The sequence below is a fragment of the Undibacterium sp. CCC3.4 genome (genome assembly GCF_034347425.1).
GTDB lineage: Bacteria > Pseudomonadota > Gammaproteobacteria > Burkholderiales > Burkholderiaceae_D > Undibacterium.
The window spans coordinates 743,626-769,506 of the sequence record NZ_CP133779.1 but is presented as its reverse complement, the minus strand read 5'-3'; the positions used below and the strand labels follow the sequence as shown (position 1 = coordinate 769,506).

The window sequence follows — 25,881 nt, the reverse complement described above, 5'->3', positions numbered from 1 at the left end:
TGACAAACGAAGAGCCGCTAACGCGGATCTTCTCTTAACTGCTACCTGCCACAGGCGAGTGGGGAGTGATTTGTTATAAATATCACTATAGCTTTGAGGTGTGCCAGGGCGGAAATGGCAGAAAATTATTCCAATCTTCTAATGCACGGGCATATTCTGCCGCCGCTTCACAAAGATCATCATATTGGAACAACGGCGATTCCGTGTTCGCAAAGTACCAGCGGTATTCATGTTCATGCGGGGGGGTGATTTCTCCAGTCTCAATTTGTTTGAACAGCGGCATCATGAATTCCAATACCATTTCGGCATCGTCATCGACCTTGGCATACCGCTCCAACAATTCACGCAACACTCGCGCCTTCTCTTGCAAATTCTTTACCTTGTCCATTAGCCACCTCCTGCGCTACGCAACGTGAAGGGATTGACCGGCGCAGGCGTTGTCCATTGACTCCGGTTTGGCACAATGACTTGCTGCGCGCCTCCTGGCATCGTTACTACGCCTTGCGTCGTGTTGGCAACGTTTGACACGAATACAGTCGGTGTCGTGCCTGTCTTGGGCGTGATCGCATAGAAGTCCACGCCGTTTTTAAGTATGTTGGCCGCTTGCGTTGCCGGCAGACCGAGCACTTTCCCTGCCTGCTCTGGCGTCATTAATGCAACCGCCTGTGCTTGTTGGGGACTCATCCAATAGCCAGTCATAGCCGATACCACATCTCCTTTGGGAACAACTTTGACCAAAGTGCTGCCTGACGTGGCGATGCCCGTTTGCGGAAGATTAGTACCTGATTGAAGGTAGCCAGCTGCAATGTCTTCTGCTCTTGATGCTGACAACGTTGGACTGCCGGCTTTTATTTCCGCAATCAAAGATTGAGCCTGATGAGTTTGCATTATTTCAGGGGTAATCTTTACTCCGGCAGCATTAAAGTCCTTATAACTTGCCTGCGCCAACGTATTAGCTTGCGTCAACTTGATACCAGCCTGATTAGCCAGTACCACACTACCAACCGTCGCCCCAAGATTAACAGCACCATACATCGATGCCGCAGCCTGTGGACTCAATCCCAAACTTTGCAATGCTTGCTCGCCATAGGTTGGCGTCAAATTTCCGTTGATAAGTTGCTGAAACCCGGCATGCGAATAATCCAGGCTGGTACCTGCAACCGTCGCGCCAAGACCGCAACCAACGACAGTTGCACATCCAGCCGTCAATGCACTTGCCGCAGCCGCAGATCCCATGACGCCTTGCACTGCACCGACCGTTCGATTTGGAATTTGATAACGATCGACGGTATCAACGAATGGGTCTAAACGTTCGTAAGAGAACAGGCCGGTAATTTTCAACTGACTCTGTTCAGCCGTGTATTGTTGCCCACGTTGTTCGGATGCGGCCAGTGCCGTTTTATAGGGATCACTATCTGGAACTCCTGCGGAACAATGTACCATCGCACATGCTGCGTCGGTAAGCCGTCGTCGCTCTTCTTGGGTTTTACCTTGCTGAAGTTGTTTGAGTTTTGCAGTTTCATCAGGATGCAACTGCCGATTATTCGCATCCACCACCAAGCCCATGGCCGCACCTGATACGCCACCTGCCGCGCCACCGATACCTGCCGCAGCCCCGGTCGCAATCGCTTGCGCCGCCATGTTCGCAAGGTCAGGCGCGAGACTGGCTCCGGTGAGTTGTTCAGCCATACTGTTCTGAACCTGCTCAAGCATCGGTGTCGCCAGTGCCGCCGCGCCGGCACCAAGTGCGCCACCAATTCCGCCGCTTAATGCACCGGTGACGAGGTGTAGCTTCGCGCGATTAACACCGCCTTCGTTCCACTTATCGGCTTCGCTTTGTAGCTCGGCGCGTTTGATCGGATCGTTTTCGTTTTTCGCTTGTTCGCGCAAAGCAGTTTGCTGGCTCTCTGCATAACTCGCCACGGCCTGCGGTGCTTGCTGGCTGGCCGCTGCTGTGATCTGCGTTTGCGCGTTGATAGTTTGCTGCACTTGCTGGGCATTGAATATCGCTGCAATGCCGGTTTGTGCGGCATCGCTGGTGATGCTGGTGTTTCCTGCGATGCCGGAAATCCCGCTCTGGCTAACGCTCTGCGCATTTCCCCCAGCCAGACCCAAACCGAGGGCCGTACCTTGGTTCCCCGCTGGCAGCGTGCCGACGCCACCGCTGGCACTCATGCTGTGTGCGCTAAATGCTGCTTGGTTTTGCATATCGTTCATCACCAAACCATTGGCGCTGTTAAAACTGTTCAGCCCTTGTTCAAGCGCTTGCGCGGTACTGGCAATCACGGCACCCGTGAGTGCGGTTTTACCGCCGACCTGAACAGTAAAACCACCGTCACCGGCCAGTAAGCCGGATTGTTGTCCAACGCTGGCATACTGGCTGTTGATCTTGCTATTACTGAGCTGGCCGCTGACACTGCCGGTGCCGGCACCGATAGGAATGGCGACGCCGATGCCGGCGCTGTGTTGGGTGCTGTTGTAGTTGCTGCTGTCTTGTTGGCTGGCGATGTGGAGGTTACCGCCAACTTGGGCGGTGATGGTGTGGGCGCTGGCGACGGCACCGGCGAGCGTGGTATCGCCACCCGATGAAATCAGTAACTGTTTGCCGGCGCTGATGCTGCTGTTGCTGTGGCTTATGTCACTGCCATTGCCTTGGCCTTTGCCCTGACTGGCGTTGGCCGTGACGGTGAAACCGCTGTTCGTGCCGCCGATGCCGAGGCCAACGCCGAGTGAGGCGCTGCTACTGTGGTTGCTGCTGCTTTGTTGGCTGCTGTTTTGCGCTGATTGCAGCGTGATATCGCCGTCGGCAATCAGGGCGGCGTGGCCGCCGGCGTTGAGGTGGCTGCCGCTGATGGCGATGTTGCCGTCCTTTTTAGCTGGATCACCGCTGGCAACGATAATGACATTGCCACCGGCTTGCACCGTGCTGGCGGCCGCCTGTTGGCTGCTTTGTTGGCTTTGGCTGCTGCTTTGGCTACTGCCCAGACTGATACCGATCTGGATGCCGCCGGCGCTGCCGGGATTATTGGCAACGCTGCTGGCCGCTTGTTTAACGGCCAGGGTGGCACTGGCGGCGGCCAGCGCTTGCAAACGCGGATCGCTGACTTGGCTGGCGGCTTGGCCCATTTGTTGTACGCTGTTGGCCGCGCTGAGCACGGGGTTGCTGATGGAAAGGCTCAGACCGCTTTGCTGGCTGTGGCTACTCTGACTCGCTTGCATGGTGTCGCTGGCGGCGCTGAGGGTTACGTTTTTAGCTAAGATTTGAACGTCGCCGGTGCCGGCGGCGAGGACGTGGCTGGCGCTTTGGGTGTACTGATTACCGGCGCTGAGGGTGACGGTGCCGCCGGTGCTGCCAACGGTGCTGGCTTGCTGGCTGAGGGTGGTGCTGCTGTTGGTGTGCTGGCTGGCTTGTGATCCCAAGGTGATGCCGCCAGAACTGGCGAACAGGCCGCTTTGTTGTTGTTCGCTATGTAGACTCGTGCTGCTGCTGTTCTGCGCGCTTTGTATGCGCAGATCATGGCCGGCGGCGAGGGCGAGGTCGCCACTGGCGACGGCATGGCTGCCGACGATGGCGAGGTTGTTGCCGGCCTGTAATTGCACACGCTCACCCGAGATGGTGCTGGATACGGCTTGGCTTTGTTGTTGCGTGGCTTGGCTGTGGTTCATGGAAGACGAGAACAAACCGCTACTGCTCTGGGTCGTGGCCTGATTGAAGCTGTTGTTTTGTGCGGCGCTGGCGATGGTGAGGTCGCGCGTGGCAGTGGCGATGAGATTGCCGTCGCTGTGCAGGTAGGCGGCACTGGCGCTGAGGTCGCGCTCGGCGCGGATGAGCAGGTCGCCGCCGCTGTGCAGCTGGGTGCCGTGCACGGTGGTGTTGGACTGGCGCAGCGAGTTGCCGCTATCGGTTTGGCTGTTCGAGGCGAGGCTGGTGGTGACGGCTTGCAAGTTGACATCGCGGCCGGCGAGCAGGCTGGCGCTGCCGCTGCTTTGTATGTCGGCACCGGTGAGTGTCAGATCGCGTCCGGCGCTGATGCTGAGTTGGGCGGCGTGAACGCCGGCGACGCGGTCGATCAGGGTGTGGCTGCTGGCGTAGCCATTGCTTGCCGTGCCGAAGCTGTTGCTGGCACTGGTGGTGCTGGTGCTGATGAGGACGTCGCGGCCGGCCAGGATGCCGACGCGATGGCCGCTGATGGTACCGCCGTGATTGATGATGTCGTTGCTGGCAGTTAAGACGGTGTTGCCGCTGCTGGCCGTGTTGTTGATCTGGCCGGTATTGTGGATATTGCTGGCTTGTATGTGCATGTTGCCAGCAGCTAAGAGGGTGCCGCTGTTGTGCAAGGAGCCGGGCAGGCGCAGGTCGATGTGCTGGGCTGAAATCAGCGCGCCGTTCGGCTTGATGTCGCTGGTATGGGCTTGCGCCAAGTACACGACCGGTACCAATACTTGGTCGCTGCTGCCGTCGGGCAGGGTGAGTGATTGCGCGACTAACCACACCATGTCGGCCGTGAGCGCGGCCATTTGCGCGCCGCTGAGCGCAATGCCAGGGGTGAGTTGAAATTGTTCGGCTGTGGCGACACCGGCTGTCATCAGGGCGCGGTATTGTTCTTCATTCGAGCCGTAAGCGCCGAGGAAACGGCGACCGGTCAGTTCGAGTATTTGCTCGTTGATCAGTTTTTGTTCATAAAATCCATCGCCTAAGCGTTTTTGAATTCTTTGTGGGTCACTGCCGATTTGGCTTAACAGGTAGTCGCTGGAGAGGAAGCTTTGGTAGTTGGTATATGCCGGGTCGGTTTCTATCAGGTAGGGCAAGCTTGATTGAGGGCGCACTTGGAATAACTGCTTGTTGGGTAAGACCAAATGTGGCAAGGCGAGGCCAGCCTGAGCCAGGGTTTGTGGGCCTGTTGCGCTGACGATACTGGCTGCGGCGACGCTGGCGGCCGGTGCGCTGATGGGCTTGATGCTGTCGGCGGCCATGTTGTTACTGTTGCTGTTGCCTGAGCCTTCGCTGATTTGAGCAATCTGCTGCGGCGTATGGCTGTCTGCGCCAGATACCGGCGTGCCGGCATCGCTGCCGGCGTTGATGCTGGCAGCGTTACCGGCACTACCTGAGACGGCGACTTGTGTGCTTGCCGTCGCCGTTAGGCTGGTGTCGTTACCGGCCTGCCCTTGCGCGGCTGCCAATACGGTGATGTTGTCGTTGAGCGTGGTGGGCGCCGTATTGCCTGCGCTGAGCGTGGCGACGCCTGCCGCCGTGCCGCTGAGTGTGGGGGCGGCCTGGTTAGTACCTAAGGCCAATACTGCGGCGCTGCTGACGTCGAGTGGCGTGACCGCGATCGCGCTGTTGAACGTTTGCCATAGGTTGGGTGCGATTTGCAGGGCGCTGGTTTGTTGCTGTATCGCCGGGGCATAGGTTTGGTGGGGGTTCCAGTGTCTTTTTCGTTCTCTGGTAAAGCCCCCATGCCACCGCGTATAGGTGTATTGCGAGGTGCCTTGGTCGTCGATGAAGGTGGTGCCCGGGCTTTCGTTGTTGGTGATGCTGGTCGGCGCGCCATGCAGGGTGCCGCCGACCACGATACGACTGTTGTTATTGTTGACTATGCCGTTGATGAGCAGGTTGCCACCGCTGATCAGTTCGGCCGGGCGCGATTGCGTGATGAAGGTCTCGCTGATGGTACGGGTGTAATTATATTCGGTGTAGTTTTGTCCAGAGCTGCCATCTGGCATGAAAAGGCAATCGAAGTTATCCGGGTTGCATCGTGCTTGGCGCACCAGCGTGCTGTCCCAGCGTTGGCTATCGTTTTGGAGTTGATACTCTTTGATCTCCTTGGTCGACGTCACGCGCTGTTCGGTGGCAAAATGGTCGTTGCGATTGTCGATGGTAAGGGCATTGAGTTCGATATCGCCATCGGCTTCGATCTTGGCGGAGGCATTGAGTAAGTATGCAGCGCTGCCGCTGTCTTGCTGGGCTGTATCGAGGCTGGCACCGACGCGCAACTGGCCGGCACTGTAGAGCAGCGCCCCTTCGGTATTACTGATGCTGGTGGCACCGATCTGAAGTTTCCTGCGCGCAGCGATCACGCCGGCGTTGCCGCTGCGGTCTTGGGTATTGCTGAGTGCAGTGGCGCCGATGGCGATGTCGTCGCCGTAGACGCGTCCCCAGTTATTGAGAGTGCCGCTGACTGTGATTCCGCTGTTGCCACCGCCGGCATTGATGAGGCCGCGGTTGTCGAGCGCGCCGGCGTTGAGATGAAGATGGCGCATCGCGCTCAGGCTGCCGTCGTTGCTGAGCTTGCCGCTGGTGCTGAAATACAGGTCGCGGTTGGCGCTGAATTGCTTTCCGCTGGCATTGTGGTAGTCGCCTTGCAGGGTGATCGCGGCGTCGCGGCCGGCGGCGAGGCTGCCGCTACCGTCGAGGCTGGCGAGCGTGAGGGTGAGGTCGTCCAGACTGTCGATATGTCCGCCTTCATTTTGTAAGCTGCCGCTGCTCAGTGTAATGCTGCGCACGGTTTCAGCGGTGGCATCGCCGGCGTCGGCTTGGCGATGGCGGATGTGGCCGGCGCGGTTGTCGACGGCGGTAAACTGTAGTCGTATGGCTTGGCCGGCAGTGAGCTGGCCGGCGCGGTTGTCGAGGCGGGCGCTGGCATCCTCACTGGTAATCGTGTCGGTGGCAAAGATGCTGCCGTTGCGGTTGTCGAGCAGATCGCGGAGCGCCAGTGTCAGCGCGCCGCCGGCGATGATGCTGGCACCGTCGATGTTGCTGAGTTCGATGCCGGCGAGGTAGACCTCGCCGTTGCTACCGATGGTGCCGCCGGCATTGTGTACAGCGCTGTGGCTGATGATGCGGCTGCTGCCACTGCCGCTGTTGGCAATGCGGCCGGCGCGATTGTCCAAGCTGAGGGCGCTGATGGCGAGCACGGCGGCGCTGCCATTGTTTTCTATGCGGCCTTGCTGATTATCGAGTGCGCCGACGGCACTGAGGGTGAGTGCGCCATCGCTTTGGATGATGCCAGTGTGGTTGTTGACGACGTCGGCACTGTGCACTTGCGCATCGTGTTGGCTGTAGATGGTGCCGTGGCGGTTGTCGATGCGGCCGGCATGGAGTTGCAATTGGCCATTGCTGCCGATGAAGCCGGCGATGTTTTGTATGCTGCTGTTGTCGAGTTGCTGCGCTACCGTCATGGCTAAGCTGCCGCTGCCGAGGTGTTGTATGCTGCCGCCGCGATTATCGAGTGCGTTCGTATCGAGCCGCAGGTCGCGTTGAAGCGCTTCGATTTTCCCCTCTCGGTTGTCGAGTTGTTCGCTGCGTAGGGTGAATTGGGCACCGCTGAGTTTTCCCTGTTGGCGGTTGTCGATCAGGCGGCCGCTGAGCGCGGTGTGTTGTTGCGAAAAAATCTGACCGGCCTGGTTGTTGAGGTGATCTGCGCTGATTTGTAGCTGGCCGTTGCTGCCTATGGTTCCGTTCTGATTCGATAAGCTGGCAGCAACTTCGATGTCGAGCAAACCGCTGCCGGCCAGTTCTACACTGCCGCCATCGTTGTTCCAATGTTGCAGTGCTAAGCGCAGATTTTCGCTGTTGCTGTGGATTTGCCCACCTAGGCTGTTATCGAGCATGGTACTGACGGCCAAGCGGGTTTCTGCCCTGCCGAACTGTTTGATTTGGCCAGCTTGGTTATTGAGCGTGTGGCTATCGAGACTGATTTGTTCGGCGCTGATATTGCCCTGGCGATTGTCGATTTCTGTGCCGCGCAACACGATGTGCTCGGCATCGAGTCGGCCGTTGCGGTTGTTGATTTTGACGGCATCGAGATGCAGTTGCTGCCCGGCTGCCATTGCACCATCTTGGTTGTCGAGTTGTTCCCTCACTTGGGCGTGCAGTGTGTCGGCGGCGCTGATGAGGCCGCGGTTATGCAGTGTGGCGGCGTTGATGCTCAGGCTGCCATTGCTACCGATGCGCGCTTGCTGCGCGCCCGTGCTGCGGTTGAAGAGGCTCGCGCGCAGGGCGATTTGCAGTCCGTCGCCGTTGAGCGAGAGCAGGCTGGCACGGTCGTTGATGAGGGTGTCGGCCTGCAGTTGCAGCGCACCGGCGGCGCGGATGCTGCCATCGCTGTTATCGATTACGCTGTCGACGTCGATGGCGAGAGCGGCACCGGCCTCGATCTGTGCCTGCTGGTTGTGGAATTGCTGGGCTTGGAGCTGCAGCCTGCCGTTGCTGGCGATCTTGCCTTGTTGGTTGTTGAGTAGGCCAGTTTGCAGTGCGAAGCGAGTATTGCCGGCATGTAGTAATTGTCCGTTTTCATTGTCAATGGCAGCGGCGTGGAGCAGCAGGCTGTCTGCATTGCTTTGCAACAGGCCGTGGCGGTTATCGAAGCGGCCGCTCAGCAGCAGTTCGCTGGCCGCGAGACCTAATTGACGGATGCTGCCGTTGCGGTTGTCGACTTGCTCGCTGCGTAATTGTAATTGGTCGGCACTGAGCTGGCCATCGCGGTTGTCGAGTGCTGTGATGTTCAGGTGCAAGTCGCGCGCATCGAGCTGGCCTGAGCGGTTGTCGAGCGTGCTGGCTTGCAGGTTCAGTGTTTCAGCGGCGGCCAGGCGACCATGTTGGTTATTGAATGAGCCGTCGATGTGTGCTTGCAGTGCTTGTGCCGCAGTGATGCTGCCGCTGTTGCTGAGGCTGGCGGCTTGCAGTTGCATCGCGCCGTTGCTGCCGATTTGGCCGCCGGCATTTTCAAGATGTGCAGTCGTGTGTATCTGTAAGCCGTCGGCATTGAGAGAGAGCAAATGGCCGTCACTGTTGTCGAGCGTCGTCGCTTGCACTTGCATGCCTTGCCCGGCTTGGATGCTGCCTTGTTGGTTGTCGATTGCGCCGTTGAGGCGCAGTGCGGCAGTCTGGACAGTGTGCAACTGTCCTTGGCGGTTGTCGAGCCAGTCAGCTTGCACTTGCAAGCGAGCATTGCTACTGATAGTGCCGGCTTGGTTGCGCACTTGGCCAGCCTCGATGCGCAAGCTGTCGTTGCCGGCATGCCGGATGCTGCCGCGCTCGTTGGCGAGGGCCGCAGTGATGATGTCGAGTTGCGCGGCATTGCTGACGATTTGTCCAGCGTCGCTGTTGATCAGTATTTCGCTGAGATTAAGTCGGCTGGGGCTGGCTCCAAATTGGCTGATCAGGCCGGCTTGATTGAATAATCGTAAGGCGTCGATGTGTAAGCCATCGGCGCTGATTTTTCCGGCTTGGTTATCGATTTCGTCAGCTTGCAGCAGCAGAAGTTTGGCGTCGATTTCGCCATCGCGGTTAAGCAACGTGGGCGTGCTCAGTTGCAGCGTTTGCCCGGCTAGTAAGCGTCCGCCTTGATTGTCGAGTAGTGCGGCGATGCTTAATTGTAAGTTGTTCGCAGCACTGATTTTGCTGTGATTCGTGAGTGTGCCTGCCTGGATATCAACGGCACCGTTGCCGCCGATCAGACCGCCTGATTCGCCATCGGCACGCCAGTCGTCGCGGTTGATGAGGCCGGCCTTGGCGCTGATTTTCAGTGCGCTGTTGCCGAGCGCGAGGAGGCGGCCGCCCTGGTTGTCGATGTCGTTGGCGCGTAGGGTGAGGGCGTGTGCTGCTTGCACACTGCCGGCACGGTTGTCGATGCTGCCGCTGACGACGAGGCTGGCATCACCATGGCTGAATAATTTACCGGCTTGGTTGTCGAAGCGCGCAGCTTGCAGGTCGATGTGATTGTTCGCGAGGATGGTGCCGGCGCGATTATGTCCTTCGCCGAGTTGTAATTGCAGCGTACCGCTGCCGGCATGCTGAAGGCTGCCCTCATGATTCTCGAATACTCCCGCTTGCAGCAGAATCTGGCTGCCATTGAGACGGATCTCGCCTTGGCTGTTGTCGAGCCAGTCGCGGATACGCAGACGGCTGTCGGCCTGACTGAATTGTTGTAACTTGCCGCCCTGATTGTTGAACTGATGGCTGTCGAGGTCGAGTCGATCGGCCTCCAAGGTGCCGCCGCGATTGTCGATGTTGGCTGCGCTCAGTTGCAAGTCCTTGGCCGCCAGCACTTGGCCGGCGCGGTTGTCAAACAGTTGGCTGACGCTTAGCGCGCTGTGTTTGGCGGCGGCGATGCTGCCGCCTTGATTGTCGAGTTGCCCGGCACTGAGCTGCAATTCACCATTGCTTCCCAGCGTGCCTTGGCGGTTACTCAGTTCCGCACCGACTTGCAATTGCAGTTGGCCCTGACCGGCGAGCAAGATACTGCCGCTGTCATTGTTGATACGCCAAGGGGCGAGCAGTAATTGCTCACTGTTGCTATGGATGCTACCGGCCTCGCTGTTGTCGAGCAGGCTGCGAATGTTGAGGATATTGCTGCCGTGACCAAAGTGTTGCAAGCGGCCGGCCCGGTTGTCGACGCTGTCGCTGTCGAGGTGTAAGGCATCGGCCGCGATCTGGCCGTGGCGGTTATCGATTTGTTGGGCGACTATGTGCAGTTCGGGGGCGTCGATGCGGGCCGCTTGATTATTGAGCGTGGCGGCATCGAGTTGCATTTGACCTTGACTGCGCAATTGGCCAGCGCGGTTATCGAGTGCCTGCTCGAATTTGGCGTTGAGGGCTACTGTGGCGATAATGTCGCCGTTGTTACGCAAGCTGTTTGCTTGTAATTGCATGTCACCATGACTGCTGAGCAAACCACCGGTTTTACCGTCGGCGCGGCTGGCCGCCAGATTATTGATCGCGCCATTGCTGCGAATGGACAGACCTTGCGGGCCCAGTGCCAAGACCCGACCGCCCTCATTGTTGAACTGGCCGGCTTGTATGTGCAGGCCTTGCGCCGCTTGTACACTGCCTTGAGTATTGTCAATTTCTTGTTCAGTGGCAAGCGCTATCGAGGCATTGCTGAGCAGGCTACCGCCTTGGTTGGCGATCACGCCGCTGGTGATGTCGAGTAATCCACTGCCGACATGATGGATTTGACCTTGCTGATTGAGTAAGCGTGCCGGCCCCAAGTGCAGGGTGGTGCTGTTGCTTTCAATCAGACCGGCGCGATTATCGAGTACGCCGCTAATGGCAATCTGCGCTTCGTCGCTACCGGATTGGCTGATTTTTCCTGCTTGATTGCGCAGATCTTGCGCGGACAGTGACAGGCGGCTGGCCTGTAGTTGACCATCTTCATTGTCGAGTAAGGTGGCAATGCGGGCTTGCAGATGCTGTACGGCGCTGATCCTACCCTGATTGCGTAGTTGCTGGACTTCGAGCGTGACATCGCCGTTCGCGGCGATCACACCTTGATCGAGGTTGTGCAAGTATCCGCTGGCAGCGAGGTACATACCGTCTTGATTGAGCGAGAGCAGTCGGCCCTGGCTGTTGTCGAGCGTGGTGGCGCGCACTTGCAAGGCGTGTGCCGCTTGGATCAGTCCGGCGCTGTTGTCGAGCGTGCCGGCGCTGGAGATGGTGAGCAAGGCCTTGCCGTTGATTTGGCCGGCGCGGTTGCTGATGGTCGCGCTATCTATGCTGAGTCTGCCGGTGCCGGCATGGTTGATACTGCCGCCATCGTTTTGCAGCAATGCCGGGGCCAAGCTCAGTTGTTCGCTCTCGCTGTACAAGTGGCCGTTGCGATTATCGAATTGCTCAGTCACGGCGAACTGCGCCGCCTTGCTGCTGGAATGGATAAGTTGACCGGACTGGTTGCTCAGATGCGGCGTCTGCAGGCTTAGTTGTGCCGCGCTCAGCGTCCCTTGGTCGTTATTGAGTCGCTGCGTGACCACGGCTTGCAGATGGGATATGGCGCTCAGTTGGCCCTGATTCGTGAGTGTCTGTGCCTGCAGCGACAAGTCGCCGTTGCTGGCGATCTGCCCGCTGCCATTATCGAGGACATTGCTGTTGATGCTCAGCAGACCTGCACCAGTCAGCGCGATGCGCCCGGATTGATTGCTGAGTTGTGCACTGTGTAATTGCAGGCTATCACTGTGTGAGAGGATGTTGCCAGCGCTGTTGTCGATTGAGGTGTTGCTGGCGAGCGCGATACTGCCGGCGCTGGTGATACCACCATTTTGGTTATTCATGCCGCCAGCGCTGATGCTGATGCTGGCCCCATGCAGTGTGCCGCCGTCATTGTGTAGCGTGCCTGCCGCCTCGATGTGGAGTGCTTGACCGGCTTGTAGCGTCGCCTGACGATGCGTGAGCTCGCCTTCACGCGCTTGCAAGCTGATTGCTCCGCCCGCTTCGGTGTTGGCACCGTCGAGTTGCATGCTGGCGGCTCGCATGTCGATCGCGCCGCCGGCGAGCTGCCAGCCGCTGGTTTGCAGCACGGTGTCGGTATGGATACGCAGGTCGGCTTTGCGCTCGATCACACCGGTGTCGTCTACCCCTGCCGCCAAGCTACCACTCGATTGCAAGGCTTGCGCTTGCAACGTGAGGTCTTGGCCAGCACGGATGTCACCGCTGTTGCTCAGTAATTCTTTGCTGTGCAAGCTGACTTGTTGTTGACTGTAAATTTGGCCGCGCTGGGTGATGCTGCTGTCACTGTTGATGACCAGTCCGTCCCGTGCCGTAGTCTGGCCGGCTAAAGTAATGTGGCCGCGGCTGTTAATTTCCAGTTCGCCGCTATGGGCGGCCAGATTGCCGAGGCTGACCACGCCAACCCCAGCGGCAGTGCCGACTAAGCGAATTTTATTGGCATACATGCCGCCCAAGCTGGCGACATCAATGCCGACCGCGTCGGCCGCCGTGTCGTTGGCAGCGGCGATAGCCTGCACGCCAAGCGCGGCGTGGTCGATTTGGTTGGCCCCGCTGATGACACGTAATTGTTTGGCCCAGATCGCGCCATTGACGCGCACGGTACGCGCGATCAAGTCGAGGCTGTCGATGTTGGCGGCTTGTAGATTACTGACTTCAATCGCACCGCGCGTGACCCGCCAGGCGTTCAAAGCGCCAGCGCTGTCGAATACCGGCGCGCCGGTGCTGAGCATGGCGCGATCGGTATTGATGAAGCCGCAGCCGCTGCAACTGATGCCATTCGGGTTGGCGATAATGACTTGGGCGCGTTGGCCGGCGACTTCGACAAAGCCATGCAATTGGCTGGCACCACTGCCGCGCACTTCGTTGAGAATGATGCGCGCGCCTTCTTTGCCGAGATGCGGGTTAGCGGCGATATAGCCGCCTTGCTGCGTCAGAACGGCGCTGTTGGCATTGTTGAGGATGGCACCGTTGCCGTCGACATTAAATTTTTCATAGCGGTTATGCGACAGTCCGCTGGCGTTGGGGGCGGCGATCTGCACCAGCGGGCGGCCATTGGCGGTGAGTGCAATGCTGGTGCCGCTGGTGCCGGGGGCAGTGACGATCTGGGCTTGTGCCAGCGTACCAAATAAACTGGCGAGCAATATTGTCAAGGGGGTGAAACGCCACAGACGCTGGCTAGTCTGCCGCGCGCTGGATGGTGCTGCAGATCGCACGCCAGTGCCGGCGCTGCTTACTTGTTCGGCAACCACCATCAGCAACTGACGTTTTTTGTTGAAAACGATACGGTAAGCGTTTTTATTCATGATAAAAAAATAGTTTTGATGTCATAACGAGCAGGGCGTCAATATTGCCAACTCAGGTTGATTCCGGCGACCGGGCTGGCGCTGGGGAAGTGGCTGGGTTGATACAGCGACCAAGCCGAGAAGATGTCGTATTGCAGTCCCCCCCAAGCGCCGCGCAGGCCGAGGGCGGTGCCGGCCAACTTGTCACCGGCTAATTTGCTGCGCGCAGGTCCGCTGACTTTACCCAGATCGAGGCCGAGGTAAAGGGAGGTGCCGGATCCGCCGAGCGCGAGCTTGACTTCGTTACGCAGAAAAAAACCGCGTTCGGCCGCCAGACTCAACTCGCCGTCAAAGCCGCGCACGGTGTAGCGGTTGCCGATGCTGAATTGGTCGCTGGCATACAGTCGCGCATTGCTGTATTGGGCGCGCAAGCTGCTCATCCAGCTCAAGGAGTGGCGTGCAAATTGAAATGGTGCGATGAAACTGGCATCGATGGTTTGCAAGCTGTAACGGAAGCTGCCGTCATCGTCTTTCCGCAGTTCGGCCGGCGGGTCGGCTTGGCCATTGAACCAGTTGACGCCCCAACGCTGGGTCAAATTGAAGTCGAGTTGGGCGCGCCCAAAATAGTGTTTGTGCAGCCAAGATAGTTCGGCAAAGCTGGTATGGCGTTGTTGGTTGCCCAGCTCGGCGTCGTTGGCGTAGGCGCGACTCCAGCGTTTGCCAGTTTTGAATTGCCAGGTATTTTTTTGCATCTGATCGCGCTGGAATACCTGGCTCAGGCGTACATCAAGATTTTTCGAGCGGCCGCTCCAGATAAAGTCGGCCTCTTGGCCAGCGATTTTTTGTTGATAATCGTAACTGCTGCCGGCGAAGGCCAGTTCGGTATACCCGAATGGCAGCGCGTAATAAAAATGATTGCCGCTGGTACTGCGGCGATCAGAGGCGCGGTCGGCATCGCTGTTGAAACCGAACGAGAAAATGTCGGCCAAGCCGAGCGGCTGGTCGAGCGCGACCTGGACGCCGGCTTGCCATTTTCCGGTACTGCGACTGCCGCTGTCGTCGAGCGTGACGCTGACTTTCCAGGGCTTGCCTTGGACGATGTCGAGCAGTACATCACTTTCCCCCGCTGTGTCACCGGGGATGATTTGCATTTCCACATCCAGACTCGGGACCCGCTTGAGTTGTTCCAAGCCTTGTTCCAAATCGCGCAAATTGAGCAGGGTGCCGGCTTGGCCGGGGAAGGTCGATCGGGTGCTGGTACGTATTTGCGCGTCCTTGATGTGAATGCGCCGTATCATGCCTGGTATCAGACTCAGTCTGAGCGTACCGCTGGACAAGTCTTGTTCGGGAATACCAATGCGCGTGGTGCTGTAGCCGCGCACCAAGATCAGCGCGCCCAGACCTTGGACGATCAAATTGAGCCCTTGTTTGCCGATACAGGTACCGACATAATTCTGCAGATAACTGTGGGCAAAATGCAGCTTGTCTTGTGGCAAGGCGAATGCGCCGGCCGCACGCACGCTCTCTGAGAGTTGCTCGGGCAATTGCAAGTGTATTTGTTTGATGGGAAAACAAGGGCTTTCTGCCGGTAACTGCAAGGCTTGCTCGGCTACATATTCGCCATCGGCCAGCTTGACTACCGGTTCCTCCGTCTGACGCATCCGCTGTTGGTACTGTTCTTGTGTGCGTCGGCGTTGTTCTTCGCTATCGACCGTGCTCGGTACTTGGGCTTGAGCCGTTGTGGCGAGCACAGTCAACCCGATTGCCAGACGGGCACATAGAGGTTGAAGTGAATCAAAGAAAGCAGGCATCGCGGAATTTTGAAATTGAATAGCGGACAATTGTAGAACTCCAAGAGCGAGGTAAAGTGTAGGAAAAATCTGAAACTACGCTTAACTCCGCGAAATAGCCGAAATTCCAGCCGAAAAACAATAAGCTAAGTGAGGGTAGTGGCTTTTTATCATGCCCCGCAATAGTGCCTTTTTGCATCATCGAGGCGCATCAAAAGCCGATTTGTGAAAAAAAATCGCGCTTTTCCCAAATTACGTTTGGAAAACCACGGCATATTCCTAACATAGCCATACAAACTTCAAGGCTGTTGCCGCGTGGTTGGGCGCAATACGCTAAAATAAGCCTTTAAAAACTCAGGAATGATGCCTAACAGCTATAGCTGCACGGGGTTTGCGAAACTCGCTTTCGGTTTTGTCTGCGCCACTGCCATGCCATACTGCTGCGCTGTCGTCCGCAACATCCACGCCTCTGATGAACGCTCCCCTCCCTGTTCCTGCTTTGCTCGCTGACACGCCTCCGGGCGCCGGTGCTACCCGCGTGCGTGAAATTCCGTACAATTACACCTCGTTTTCCGACCGTGAAATCGTCATTCGTCTGCTGGGCGAAGATGCCTGGTTATTGCTCGATCAATTACGCGGTAAACGCCAAACCGGGCGCTCGGCGCGCATGCTCTACGAAGTGCTTGGCGATATCTGGGTGGTGCAGCGTAATCCGTATCTGCAAGACGATATGCTCGACAATCCTAAGCGGCGGCAAGATTTGATCGATGCCTTGAACCACCGCTTGGGCGAAGTCGAGAAGCGCCGTCTCAATACCGCTAATGATGACGATGCCGAACGCAGCCATAGTGTGGAAACTTTGGTGCATGCGGCCCGCGCGGCGGTGGCCGAATTCGCTCGACAATTTCGCGCCACCTATGATCTGCGCAAGAAGGCCAATCGCTTGCTGGCGCGTTACACCGCCAAAGACAATATCAAGTTCGATGGCCTGAGCCGCGTTTCGCATGTGACCGATGCCACCGATTGGCGCGTCGAATATCCATTCGTCGTGCTCACGCCCGACACCGAAGACGAGATGGCTGGGCTGGTCAAGAGCTGTATTGAACTCGGTCTGACCATCATCCCGCGCGGCGGCGGCACCGGTTACACCGGTGGTGCGATTCCGCTCACGCCTTTGTCAGCGGTGATCAATACCGAAAAGCTCGAACAACTCGGGGCGGTGGAAATCACGCGCCTGCCCGGTGTCGAGCGCGATTACGCCACCATCTACTCCGGTGCCGGCGTGGTCACCAAACGCGTCGCTGATGCGGCGGAAAAAGCCGGCTATGTGTTTGCGGTCGACCCGACCTCGGCCGAAGCGTCTTGCATAGGCGGCAATGTGGCGATGAATGCCGGCGGCAAAAAAGCCGTGTTGTGGGGCACTGCGCTCGATAATCTGGCTTCGTGGAAGATGGTCGACCCGAATGGCGATTGGCTCGAAGTGACGCGTATCGAACACAATCTGGGCAAGATTCATGATGTTGAATTAGCCAAGTTTGACTTGGTCTGGACACATCCCGGCGAAAAACAGTCGTTCAAAACCGAACGTCTGGAAATCAAGGGCCGGGTATTTCGCAAAGAAGGTCTGGGCAAGGATGTGACCGATAAATTTCTGGCCGGTTTGCCAGGCGTGCAAAAAGAAGGTTGCGACGGGTTGATCACGTCGGCGCGCTGGATCTTGCACAAGATGCCGAAATTTGCCCGTACCGTTTGCCTGGAATTTTTCGGCCAAGCGCGCGACGCGATTCCAAGCATAGTCGAAATTAAAGATTACCTCGATGGCGAAACCAAAAAAGGCGGGGCTATTTTGGCCGGTCTCGAGCATCTCGACGAACGTTATCTGCGCGCCGTCGGTTACACCACCAAATCCAAGCGCGGTGTACTGCCGAAGATGGCGCTGTTCGGCGACATCGTCGGTGACGATGAAAACGCCGTGGCGCAAGCGGCTTCGGAAGTGGTACGGATTGCCAATACCCGCGTCGGTGAAGGCTTTGTTGCCGTCAGTCCGGAAGCGCGTAAGAAGTTTTGGCTCGATCGCGCCAAAACTGCGGCGATTTCGAAACATACCAATGCCTTCAAAATCAATGAAGACGTCGTCATTCCGCTCAATCGCATGGGTGAATATACCGATGGTATAGAACGCATCAATATCGAATTGTCGATACAAAACAAGCTGGCCCTGATCACGGCCTTGCAAGAGTTTTTCGCCAAGGGTAATTTGCCTTTAGGAAAAAGCGAAGATGCCGACGGCGATGATATTTCTGCCGCCGAGTTGCTGGAAGACCGCGTCAGCCAGACCGTTGCCTTGCTGGCCGCAACCCATGCCCGCTGGACGTATCTGCTGACTCAGCTCGATCTGCCGCTGGCCGAGGCGCGCGCCGGGCTGAGCTTGCATGGCTTGGCTAGCTTGGATGCGGTGTTTGCCGAACGGGTACAGCAGCAAGCCGATGCCAGCGTGTTTTCTATCGTCCAAGATCGTACCGTGCGTATCTCTTGGAAGCAGGAAGTACGGGCCCAGTTGCGCCAGATTTTCAATGGTGCGGCGTTCAAGCTGATACTCGATGAGTGCGTGGCCGTACACAAGAAAGTATTGCGTAGCCGCGTGTTCGTCGCCTTGCACATGCATGCAGGCGATGGCAATGTGCATACCAATTTACCGGTCAATTCGGATGACTATGCCATGCTGCAGGTGGCACATCAAGCCGTCGCGCGCATCATGGTGCTGGCCCGTGCCTTGGATGGCGTGATCTCGGGTGAGCATGGCATTGGTATCACGAAGTTGGAATTTTTAACCGAAGATGAAATCAAAGATTTCCGCTCGTACAAAGAACGCATCGATCCGGATGGCCGCTTTAACAAAGGCAAGTTGCTCAATTTGCCAGGCTATGCGGCCGATTTGCGCAATGCCTATACGCCCTCGTTCGGTTTGATGGGGCATGAATCCTTGATCATGCAACAAAGCGATATTGGTGCGATTGCTAACAGCGTCAAGGATTGCTTGCGTTGCGGAAAATGTAAACCGGTGTGTGCGACCCATGTGCCGCGCGCCAATTTACTGTATTCACCACGCAATAAAATTCTTGCCACCTCTTTATTGGTCGAAGCGTTTCTATACGAAGAGCAAACCCGTCGTGGGATTTCCATCAAGCATTGGGAAGAGTTCGAAGATGTGGCCGACCATTGCACGGTCTGTCATAAGTGCGTGACGCCGTGTCCGGTCGATATTGATTTCGGTGATGTCTCCATGAATATGCGCAATCTGTTGCGCAAAATGGATAAGAAATCGTTTAACCCCGGCACCACGGCGGCGATGTTTTTCCTCAATGCCAAAGATCCGGCCACCATTAAGGCGGCCCGCAAAGTGATTTTCGGCTGGGGTGTCGGTGCTCAGCGTTTCGGTAATACGGTGCTGAAACAATTGGCCAGAAAACAGACCAAGGCGCCGCCTGCTTCGATCGGCAAGCCGGCTATCAAAGAGCAGGTGATTCACTTCATCAATAAAAAAATGCCGGGGAATTTGCCCAAGAAAACGGCGCGTGCCTTGCTCGATATCGAGGACGATAAAATCGTTCCCATCATCCGTAATCCTGCTACCACCACGGCCGACACCGAGGCGGTGTTTTATTTCCCGGGCTGCGGCTCGGAGCGGCTATTTTCGCAAGTTGGTCTGGCGACGCAAGCGATGTTATGGCAAGTCGGCGTGCAGACAGTGCTGCCGCCAGGCTATCTGTGCTGCGGTTATCCGCAACGCAGCGCCGGCCAGTTCGACAAGGCCGAGAAGATGATTACCGATAACCGTGTGCTGTTCCATCGTATGGCCAACACGCTCAATTATCTCGATATCAAAACGGTCGTGGTTTCTTGCGGCACTTGTTACGATCAACTTGCCACCTATCAATTCGATAAAATTTTCCCGGGCTGTCGCATCATCGACATCCATGAGTATTTGCTGGAAAAAGGTATGAAACTCGAAGGCGTCAGCGGTACCCGCTACATGTACCATGACCCTTGTCATACACCGATGAAATTGCAGGATCCTTTGAAAACCGTCAATGCTTTGATCACCACGATCGATCAAGTCAAGATAGAAAAAAATGATCGCTGCTGTGGCGAAGCTGGCACGCTGGCGGTATCGCGCCCCGATATCTCGACGCAGATCCGCTTCCGCAAAGAAGAGGAAATGCTCAAAGGGGCAGACAAGTTGCGCGCCGATGGCTTTACCGGCGACGTCAAAATTCTGACTTCTTGCCCAGCTTGCATGCAGGGCTTGACGCGTTACAACGATGACAGCAACACCACGGCCGACTACATCGTCATCGAAATGGCCCGCCATGTATTAGGCGAAAACTGGTTGCCCGAGTATGTAGCCAAAGCCAATAATGGCGGCATAGAACGGGTGTTGGTGTGAGTGCGCACTGCGAATTATGTGCGCTCGATGGCGGCGACGTGATTGTCGCCGCCGAAAAATGGCGCGTGATCTTGGTCGATGACGCCAATTATCCTGGTTTTTGCCGTGTGATTTGGCATGCGCATGTCAAGGAAATGAGCGAGCTGAGCGAGCCTGATCGTCAGTTGTTGATGGCCGTGGTGTGGCAAGTCGAAACGGTGCTGCGTCGTGTGATGCAGCCAGATAAAATCAATCTGGCCAGTTTCGGCAATATGGTGCCGCATCTGCATTGGCATGTGATTCCACGTTTTATCGACGATGCCCATTTTCCCCAGCCAGTGTGGGCCGCGCCCCATGGCAGCTCGCCCGATGCGCTGGCGTTGGCGGCCCGCCGTGCGGTATTGCCGCAATTGCGCAGCGAACTGATCGTTGCTTTGAATCTTGCACTACCTACCCTGATAGAGTAACTCATGACCATAGTCAAACCCCAGCCTACCGCCCTCGATGCTCGCACCCAGAGCGGCGTGTTGGACATCGCTTTTGATGACGGCTGCAGCTTTTCCTTGCCATTCGAATTATTGCGCGTGTATTCGCCGTCGGCTGAAGTACGCGGTCACGGTGCCGGCCAAGAAATTCTGCAAACCGGCAAACGTGGCGTCAGCCTCAGTGCACTTGAGCCGGTCGGGAACTACGGCGTCAAACCGGTGTTTGATGACGGCCACAGTTCCGGTATCTTCACTTGGGATTATCTCTACCAGTTGGGTACTGAGCAGGCGCGCCTGTGGCAAGAGTATCTGCAAAAATTGCAGGAAGCCGGCTTCCCTGATGACAGCGGCCGTGATGCGCCGATGCAGGGCAAGGCGGGCAGCGCCTGTGGTCATTCGCATTGAATTGAGTAGTCGCCGCGCCGCGCGCTGTCAGTGGATAACTATGCAAGGCCATGCTCCAGTACGGCGGTCGCTGTGAGAGTTCCGAAACCTAGGTGTTTAACAGCGACGGCTGCTTCCAATTGCGCAGCATAGCTTTACCGCAATCGTCGGAATAATGCCCTTGTCAGATCCGCGCACGGCAGTGTAAAAACGGCTTGATCTCTTCGTTGACTCGCGCTAGGATAATCAAAATTCAGCCGTGGAGGGCATCATGCGAACCAATATTGTCATCGATGATAACTTGATTCAAGAGACGCTGCACTTGACTGGTCTCAAGACCAAACGTGAAGTTGTCGAACTCGGATTGCGCACTCTGTTGCGCTTGAAACAGCAGGAACAAATTCGCCAACTCAGAGGTATTCTGGCTTGGCAAGGTGATCTCGATGTCATGCGAGCAGACCGATGATTTTGGTCGATTCCAGTGTATGGATCGATTATTTCCGAGGCGCGGTGACGCGTCAGACTGATGCGCTTGATGCCATGCTAGGGAGCGAGTTTGTTGCCACCGGCGATATTATTTTGCTTGAAGTTTTGCAAGGCTTTAGCCGCGAGCGCGATCTGCAACGGGCGAAAAAATTTCTTACCGCACTCAAGATAGTCGAGTTAGGCGGCGTGCGCATCGCGCTGCGAGCGGCCGAGAACTACCGCACATTACGCGCCCTCCCCATCTGTCAGACTACTTGTCGTGTAACTTTTTAAATTGAACCGATCTCATTGAAGTCTGTTTGTTTGTGTTTTTCGCATTATCTATCCAGCTTTTTCCGGCGTAGGCAGTCGGGTTTTATGGGTGGAGCGCAGCGGAACCCATTCCCTCAAGACGTTAAGGTTTGCTTTTTGATTTTGAAGTTATACGGCTAAAATGACCGGCGATCTTCAATCTGGTTGTTACCTCTCTTTTTAACTTATTGAGCGAGGCAACAATGGCAACCTATTCCGCTGCATTTATTGAGCAGGCATTACAGAAGGCCTATTCCCGTGGCGACCGAACAATCATGTCAGTGGCCACTGATTTAAATTTGAATCACCACACGTTGAGATATTGGATGAAAAAGAAGTCAGCACTGGCGGGCAGTCCGGCGTCAGAAAAAGAAAAACGACCGAGCGACTGGACGGTAGAAGAACAACTGCAGGCACTGCATGAGAGCCATGCGTTAGCGGGAGAGCAGCTTCAGGCATGGTGCCGTGAACGTGGTTTATTCCCGCATAATTTAACCAGTTGGAAATCTGCTTTTTGCGCCAGCGGTAAAGAGGCCGCACCCAAAGCTGGTGAAGTTAAATCGCTGAAAGATGAAAACGTCAAACTCAAGCGTGAGCTGGCCCGGAAAGACAAAGCTCTGGCGGAGGCGGCAGCACTGCTGGTTCTGCAAAAAAGTTCCGTGCGCTTTGGGAGGACGAGGAGTAATGACCCCAATCCCGGAGCGCAATAACGTATTGACACTGGTAGCTGAAGCGGTGGTTTCAGGCGCACGTCAGGAACGTGCCTGCGACGTAATTGATTTAAGCGAGCGTACGCTGCAGCGCTGGAAAATTGATCAGGTGACTGAGCAAGCAGACCGGCGAACAGGGCGTGTGCAGGTACCTCAGAATCAGCTTAGTTCAGAGGAACGACAACAGGTTCTGGCCATTGCCAACTCGCCGGAATACGGCCATCTGCCGCCAAGCCAGATCGTTCCGCGATTGGCTGATGATGGAATTTATGTCGCATCGGAGTCAACGTTCTATCGCTTACTCAAGGCTAAAAATATGCTTGTGCACCGTGGCGAAGAAAAGCCAAGGCAACCCCGCAACAAACCACGTGCTTTAAAGGCAACCGGGCCCAACCAATTGTACTGTTGGGACATCACCTATTTGCCGACAGAGATCAGAGGCATCTATTTTTATCTCTATATGTTCATCGATGTATTTAGTCGCAAAGTGGTCGGCTGGCAGGTATTTGAAACCGAAAGCAGCGCGCTGGCCAGCGAGGTGATGAAGGACATTTGTGTGCGAGAAAAAATCGCACAAAATCAGGTCGTTCTTCATTCGGATAACGGCAGTCCGATGAAGGGCTCCACGATGCTGGCCATGCTGCAGGTGCTGGGCGTCATGCCGTCATTCAGTCGTCCTGCCGTGAGTAATGACAACCCGTTCGCCGAAAGCTTTTTTAAAACATTGAAGTACTGCCCAGTATATCCACGTCGCCCATTTAAGGATCTCCTGGCAGCCAGGAATTGGGTTACTACATTCATGCATTGGTATAACGAAGAACACCGGCACAGTGCCATTCAGTTTGTAACGCCAGCTGAACGCCATGCCGGTCTGGATGTGGAATTATTGATTCGACGTGAGCAATTGTATGCGGCGGCAAAAGCAAGGAACTCGAATCGCTGGAGCGGTGCTACTCGTAACTGGGACCGCGCCAACGTTGTTGACTTAAATCCAGACAAAACTAACAAGGAAGCATTAAATCATGAGGACGTATATCAAGAACTGAAACTGGCGGCATAAAAATTTACTTTTAGGCGACAACTAGCTTGAAAAACTCCGCCCTCGGCGTAACGGTGCGTAAAACCATCGATACCCTCATTGCTACGCGTTGCATCGAAGATTGCTGCCGCTTACTCTACATTGATAGAGACTTTGAGCCCTTCGTGATGCACTTAGGCTTGCGTCCGGCCCTGATTGCCACGCACATCAACGAATCCCCCGTACCCTACGGGTGAGTGAGTCGGCCTTGCGCACGTCGCCCACGGTCGGCAGTATGCTCAAGCCAGCGAATATGGCCCTGCCTACTATGCCATTTTGATATAGCTGCTAGTGTTTGAAGCAGCTTCTCTATTTTTTCTCCGCGAACCATAATGGCTTCCATGTCAAGCTCCCTACTTTGAGCACACTTCCGTGTTCGCACCCGGTCAATAGCTTGGTCGATACAATAAAAAGCATTACAAAAAATTACAATAAACAGAGACAAATAATGAGCAAAGAACGCCAGATTGATGTTCAGGTATTTCTGAACGAGCACCCATTTTCACGCTATCAGTGGCTGATTTTCAGCCTCTGTTTTTTTATTGTATTGCTCGATGGCTTTGATACTGCCGCCATCGGTTATATCGCACCTTCACTGATCAAGGAGTGGGGGGTGTCAAGGCTCGCTCTGGCACCGGTACTGAGTGCGGCCTTGTTCGGTCTGGCTGCCGGGGCACTCTCGGCCGGGCCACTGGCGGATCGCTTGGGGCGCAAGTTGGTGCTGGTCGTGTCGGTCTCCCTGTTTGCAGTCGCTTGCCTGGGATCGGCGTTTGCCGGCGATTTGTCACAACTGGTCGTGCTGCGTTTTATCACTGGCATAGGTTTGGGCGCGGCTATGCCGAATGCTGTTACCTTGATGAGTGAGTATTGTCCTGATCAGCGCCGCGGCGTGCTGACCAATGCCATGTTTTCCGGCTTTCCTTTGGGGGCAGCGTTTGGTGGATTTCTTGCCGCCTGGATCATTCCAATATGGGGATGGCGTGGCGTGTTGGTACTTGGTGGCGGCGTACCATTGGTGCTGGTGATCTTGTTAATAGTGTTTTTGCCTGAGTCGTTACGGTATATGGTGAGCCGTTCTCAGCCAATTGAGCGGATTCGCGCCGTAATGAGCCGTATCTCGGCAAGTGCGCATGATGCAGGCGGATTTTTCCTGACTGAAGTCAAGCCATCCACGGCCGGTAAAAACGGTTTAGGCGTCGTGCTTTCCCGTCCCTATGCAATCGGTTCCTTCATGTTGTGGCTGACGTATTTTATGGGGCTGGTCATTTTTTATGCCTTGATCAATTGGATGCCGATTTTGTTTAAAGATGCCGGTATCGCAGCAAAAGATGCGACCTTAATTTCAGCCCTGTTTCCATTGGGTGGCGTTGGGGCGATTTTCTTTGGCTGGTTGATGGATAGATTCAATGGCAACCGCATCATTGCCATTGGTTATGCATTGACCGCCTTGGCTATTTTCTCCATTGGTCAGGTAGCCGGCAATGTCGGTCTGTTAGTCGTGGTGGTCTTTCTCGCCGGTGCCATCATGAATACCGCGCAGTCATCGATGCCGGCCTTGGCTGCCAGTTATTATCCAACGCCAGGTCGTGCCACAGGTGTTGCGTGGATGCTTGGAATTGGCCGCTTTGGTGGCATTGCAGGATCCTTTTTAGTTGCTGAACTGGCGCGGCGTCAACTCAGTTTGCCCATCATTTTTTCCATTCTCGCCATTCCAGGCTTGATTGCGGCGATCGCTTTGTTGATCAAACAGTTCGTTCACCCGGAAATATCGGCGGCGGTAAAAATTGATTCAAAACAGGTTTTGGCGCACTGATATTGCGCTGTCCTAATTATTTTGCTCGAACAAAGTAGCCGCCTGCTTTCTGAAGTCCATCGGTGACATGTCCATATTGCGTTTGAAGAAACGTGTGAAGTAAGCCGGGTCGGCAAAGCCTAAGGCATAAGACATGATGCTGATGGACATACTGGTATAGACCAGATGACGCTTTGCTTCCAGCAGAATGCGATTATGGATCAGGTGTAAAGCCGATTTTCCTGTATTTTGGCGGCAAATGACATTCAGGTGTGCGGCAGTAATGCCTATCTTTTTGGCGTAATAGTTCACCAGATGCTGGGTGGAATATTCTGCTTCGATCAACCGCCCGAAATAGCCGAGATGCTTGCTGCTCTTTTCATTTTCCTGAGCAGTCGTCGGCGCGCTTGAAGGCGAGTTTCTGCTAACCCAGATCAAGATCGTCGTCAGCAAAGCTTCGATGAGCAAGTTACGATGTGGCGCATGGTGTTGGTATTCATATGCCAGCGCCTTCAGTGCCATGCTGGTGCGGGTGCTTTCCTCATCATCCAATAGCGTATGGATGCCAGGGTGCCTGAACGTGCTTAACTCGCCGCCCATTTTTTTTATTAATTCTATGATGATCGGGTAGGCAATCGTAACAACATGTCCTAGTGCATTTTGATCAAACTTAAATCCATGAATGCACATTTGTGGTACCAACAAAATTTGACCTGGATGCATGGTGTGATGTTGTTCGTCCAATTGTATGTGGGCATGACCAGCCTGCAGATAGAGGAGTTGAAATAAGCCGTTGTGCAGATGGGACTTAATCTGCCAATTATGCAATTCGCTGCGTGCGGCAATCGATTCAACATGAAGCAAATCCGGGCTGGGCCAAAGCTCATTCTCGCCATAAAGATCATACACAGGGATGGGGTTTACTGTATTCAT

The 25,881-nt window shown here is 55.8% G+C and carries 11 protein-coding genes and 1 pseudogene; 8 read left to right on the top strand and 4 right to left on the bottom strand.

The features are described 5' to 3' along the window. Positions 1 to 85: 85 nt before the first annotated feature. Genes RHM61_RS03555 through RHM61_RS03545 form a run of 3 tightly spaced genes read right to left on the bottom strand, consistent with a single transcriptional unit; the run spans position 86 to position 15,257 of the window. Positions 86 to 388 (bottom strand): hypothetical protein, encoded by a 303-nt coding sequence (locus RHM61_RS03555; protein ID WP_322249762.1) that lies wholly within the window; start codon positions 386 to 388, stop codon positions 86 to 88. Next, positions 388 to 13,527, bottom strand: coding sequence for a hemagglutinin repeat-containing protein (locus RHM61_RS03550; RefSeq protein ID WP_322249761.1), 13,140 nt, complete (start codon positions 13,525 to 13,527; stop codon positions 388 to 390). The genes RHM61_RS03555 and RHM61_RS03550 overlap by 1 nt, the downstream gene beginning before the upstream one ends. A 38-nt stretch (positions 13,528 to 13,565) precedes the next feature. Then, positions 13,566 to 15,257, bottom strand: coding sequence for a ShlB/FhaC/HecB family hemolysin secretion/activation protein (locus RHM61_RS03545; protein WP_322249760.1), 1,692 nt, complete (start codon positions 15,255 to 15,257; stop codon positions 13,566 to 13,568). A gap of 511 nt (positions 15,258 to 15,768) precedes the next feature. On the opposite strand from RHM61_RS03545, the gene RHM61_RS03540 reads away from it, so the two are divergent. The 8 genes and pseudogenes from RHM61_RS03540 (at position 15,769) to RHM61_RS03505 (ending at position 24,969) form a co-directional block, all read left to right on the top strand. Further along, positions 15,769 to 19,743: an FAD/FMN-binding oxidoreductase gene (locus RHM61_RS03540; protein ID WP_322249759.1), complete on the top strand. Its 3,975-nt coding sequence runs from the start codon at positions 15,769 to 15,771 to the stop codon at positions 19,741 to 19,743. Then, positions 19,740 to 20,189 carry an HIT family protein gene (locus RHM61_RS03535; RefSeq protein ID WP_322249758.1) on the top strand — a complete coding sequence of 150 codons (450 nt, stop codon included), beginning with the start codon at positions 19,740 to 19,742 and terminating at the stop codon, positions 20,187 to 20,189. Before RHM61_RS03540 ends, RHM61_RS03535 begins: the two co-directional genes overlap by 4 nt. Before the next feature lie 3 nt (positions 20,190 to 20,192). Continuing rightward, a complete protein-coding gene (locus RHM61_RS03530; RefSeq protein WP_322249756.1) occupies positions 20,193 to 20,612 on the top strand; it encodes a DUF971 domain-containing protein in 420 nt (139 codons plus the stop codon). A 250-nt stretch (positions 20,613 to 20,862) separates the two neighbouring features. Further along, on the top strand, positions 20,863 to 21,057 hold the full coding sequence (locus RHM61_RS03525; protein WP_322249755.1) for a type II toxin-antitoxin system VapB family antitoxin: 195 nt from the start codon (positions 20,863 to 20,865) through the stop codon (positions 21,055 to 21,057). Next, complete coding sequence (locus tag RHM61_RS03520) at positions 21,054 to 21,350, top strand: PIN domain-containing protein (protein WP_322249754.1); 297 nt, start codon at positions 21,054 to 21,056, stop codon at positions 21,348 to 21,350. The genes RHM61_RS03525 and RHM61_RS03520 overlap by 4 nt, the downstream gene beginning before the upstream one ends. 221 nt (positions 21,351 to 21,571) lie before the next feature. Next, positions 21,572 to 23,138, top strand: a pseudogene (locus tag RHM61_RS03515) (IS3 family transposase). Positions 23,139 to 23,164: 26 nt separating this feature from the next. Continuing rightward, positions 23,165 to 23,353, top strand: a complete 189-nt coding sequence (locus RHM61_RS03510; protein WP_322249753.1) for a hypothetical protein — start codon at positions 23,165 to 23,167, stop codon at positions 23,351 to 23,353. Positions 23,354 to 23,604: 251 nt separating this feature from the next. Further along, a complete protein-coding gene (locus tag RHM61_RS03505; RefSeq protein WP_322249751.1) occupies positions 23,605 to 24,969 on the top strand; it encodes an MFS transporter in 1,365 nt (454 codons plus the stop codon). Positions 24,970 to 24,981: 12 nt separating this feature from the next. On the opposite strand, the gene RHM61_RS03500 is transcribed toward RHM61_RS03505, so the two are convergent. After that, positions 24,982 to 25,881: a helix-turn-helix domain-containing protein gene (locus RHM61_RS03500; RefSeq protein ID WP_322249750.1), complete on the bottom strand. Its 900-nt coding sequence runs from the start codon at positions 25,879 to 25,881 to the stop codon at positions 24,982 to 24,984.

Bases quoted from the DNA above. Each gene is read 5' to 3' on its own strand.
- RHM61_RS03505 (WP_322249751.1), top strand. From the start codon at position 23,605: ATGAGCAAAGAACGCCAGATTGATGTTCAGGTATTTCTGAACGAGCAC.
- RHM61_RS03530 (WP_322249756.1), top strand. From the start codon at position 20,193: ATGACCATAGTCAAACCCCAGCCTACCGCCCTCGATGCTCGCACCCAG.
- RHM61_RS03555 (WP_322249762.1), bottom strand. From the start codon at position 388: ATGGACAAGGTAAAGAATTTGCAAGAGAAGGCGCGAGTGTTGCGTGAA.
- RHM61_RS03550 (WP_322249761.1), bottom strand. From the start codon at position 13,527: ATGAATAAAAACGCTTACCGTATCGTTTTCAACAAAAAACGTCAGTTG.
- RHM61_RS03520 (WP_322249754.1), top strand. From the start codon at position 21,054: ATGATTTTGGTCGATTCCAGTGTATGGATCGATTATTTCCGAGGCGCG.
- RHM61_RS03500 (WP_322249750.1), bottom strand. From the start codon at position 25,881: ATGAATACAGTAAACCCCATCCCTGTGTATGATCTTTATGGCGAGAAT.
- RHM61_RS03525 (WP_322249755.1), top strand. From the start codon at position 20,863: ATGCGAACCAATATTGTCATCGATGATAACTTGATTCAAGAGACGCTG.
- RHM61_RS03540 (WP_322249759.1), top strand. From the start codon at position 15,769: ATGAACGCTCCCCTCCCTGTTCCTGCTTTGCTCGCTGACACGCCTCCG.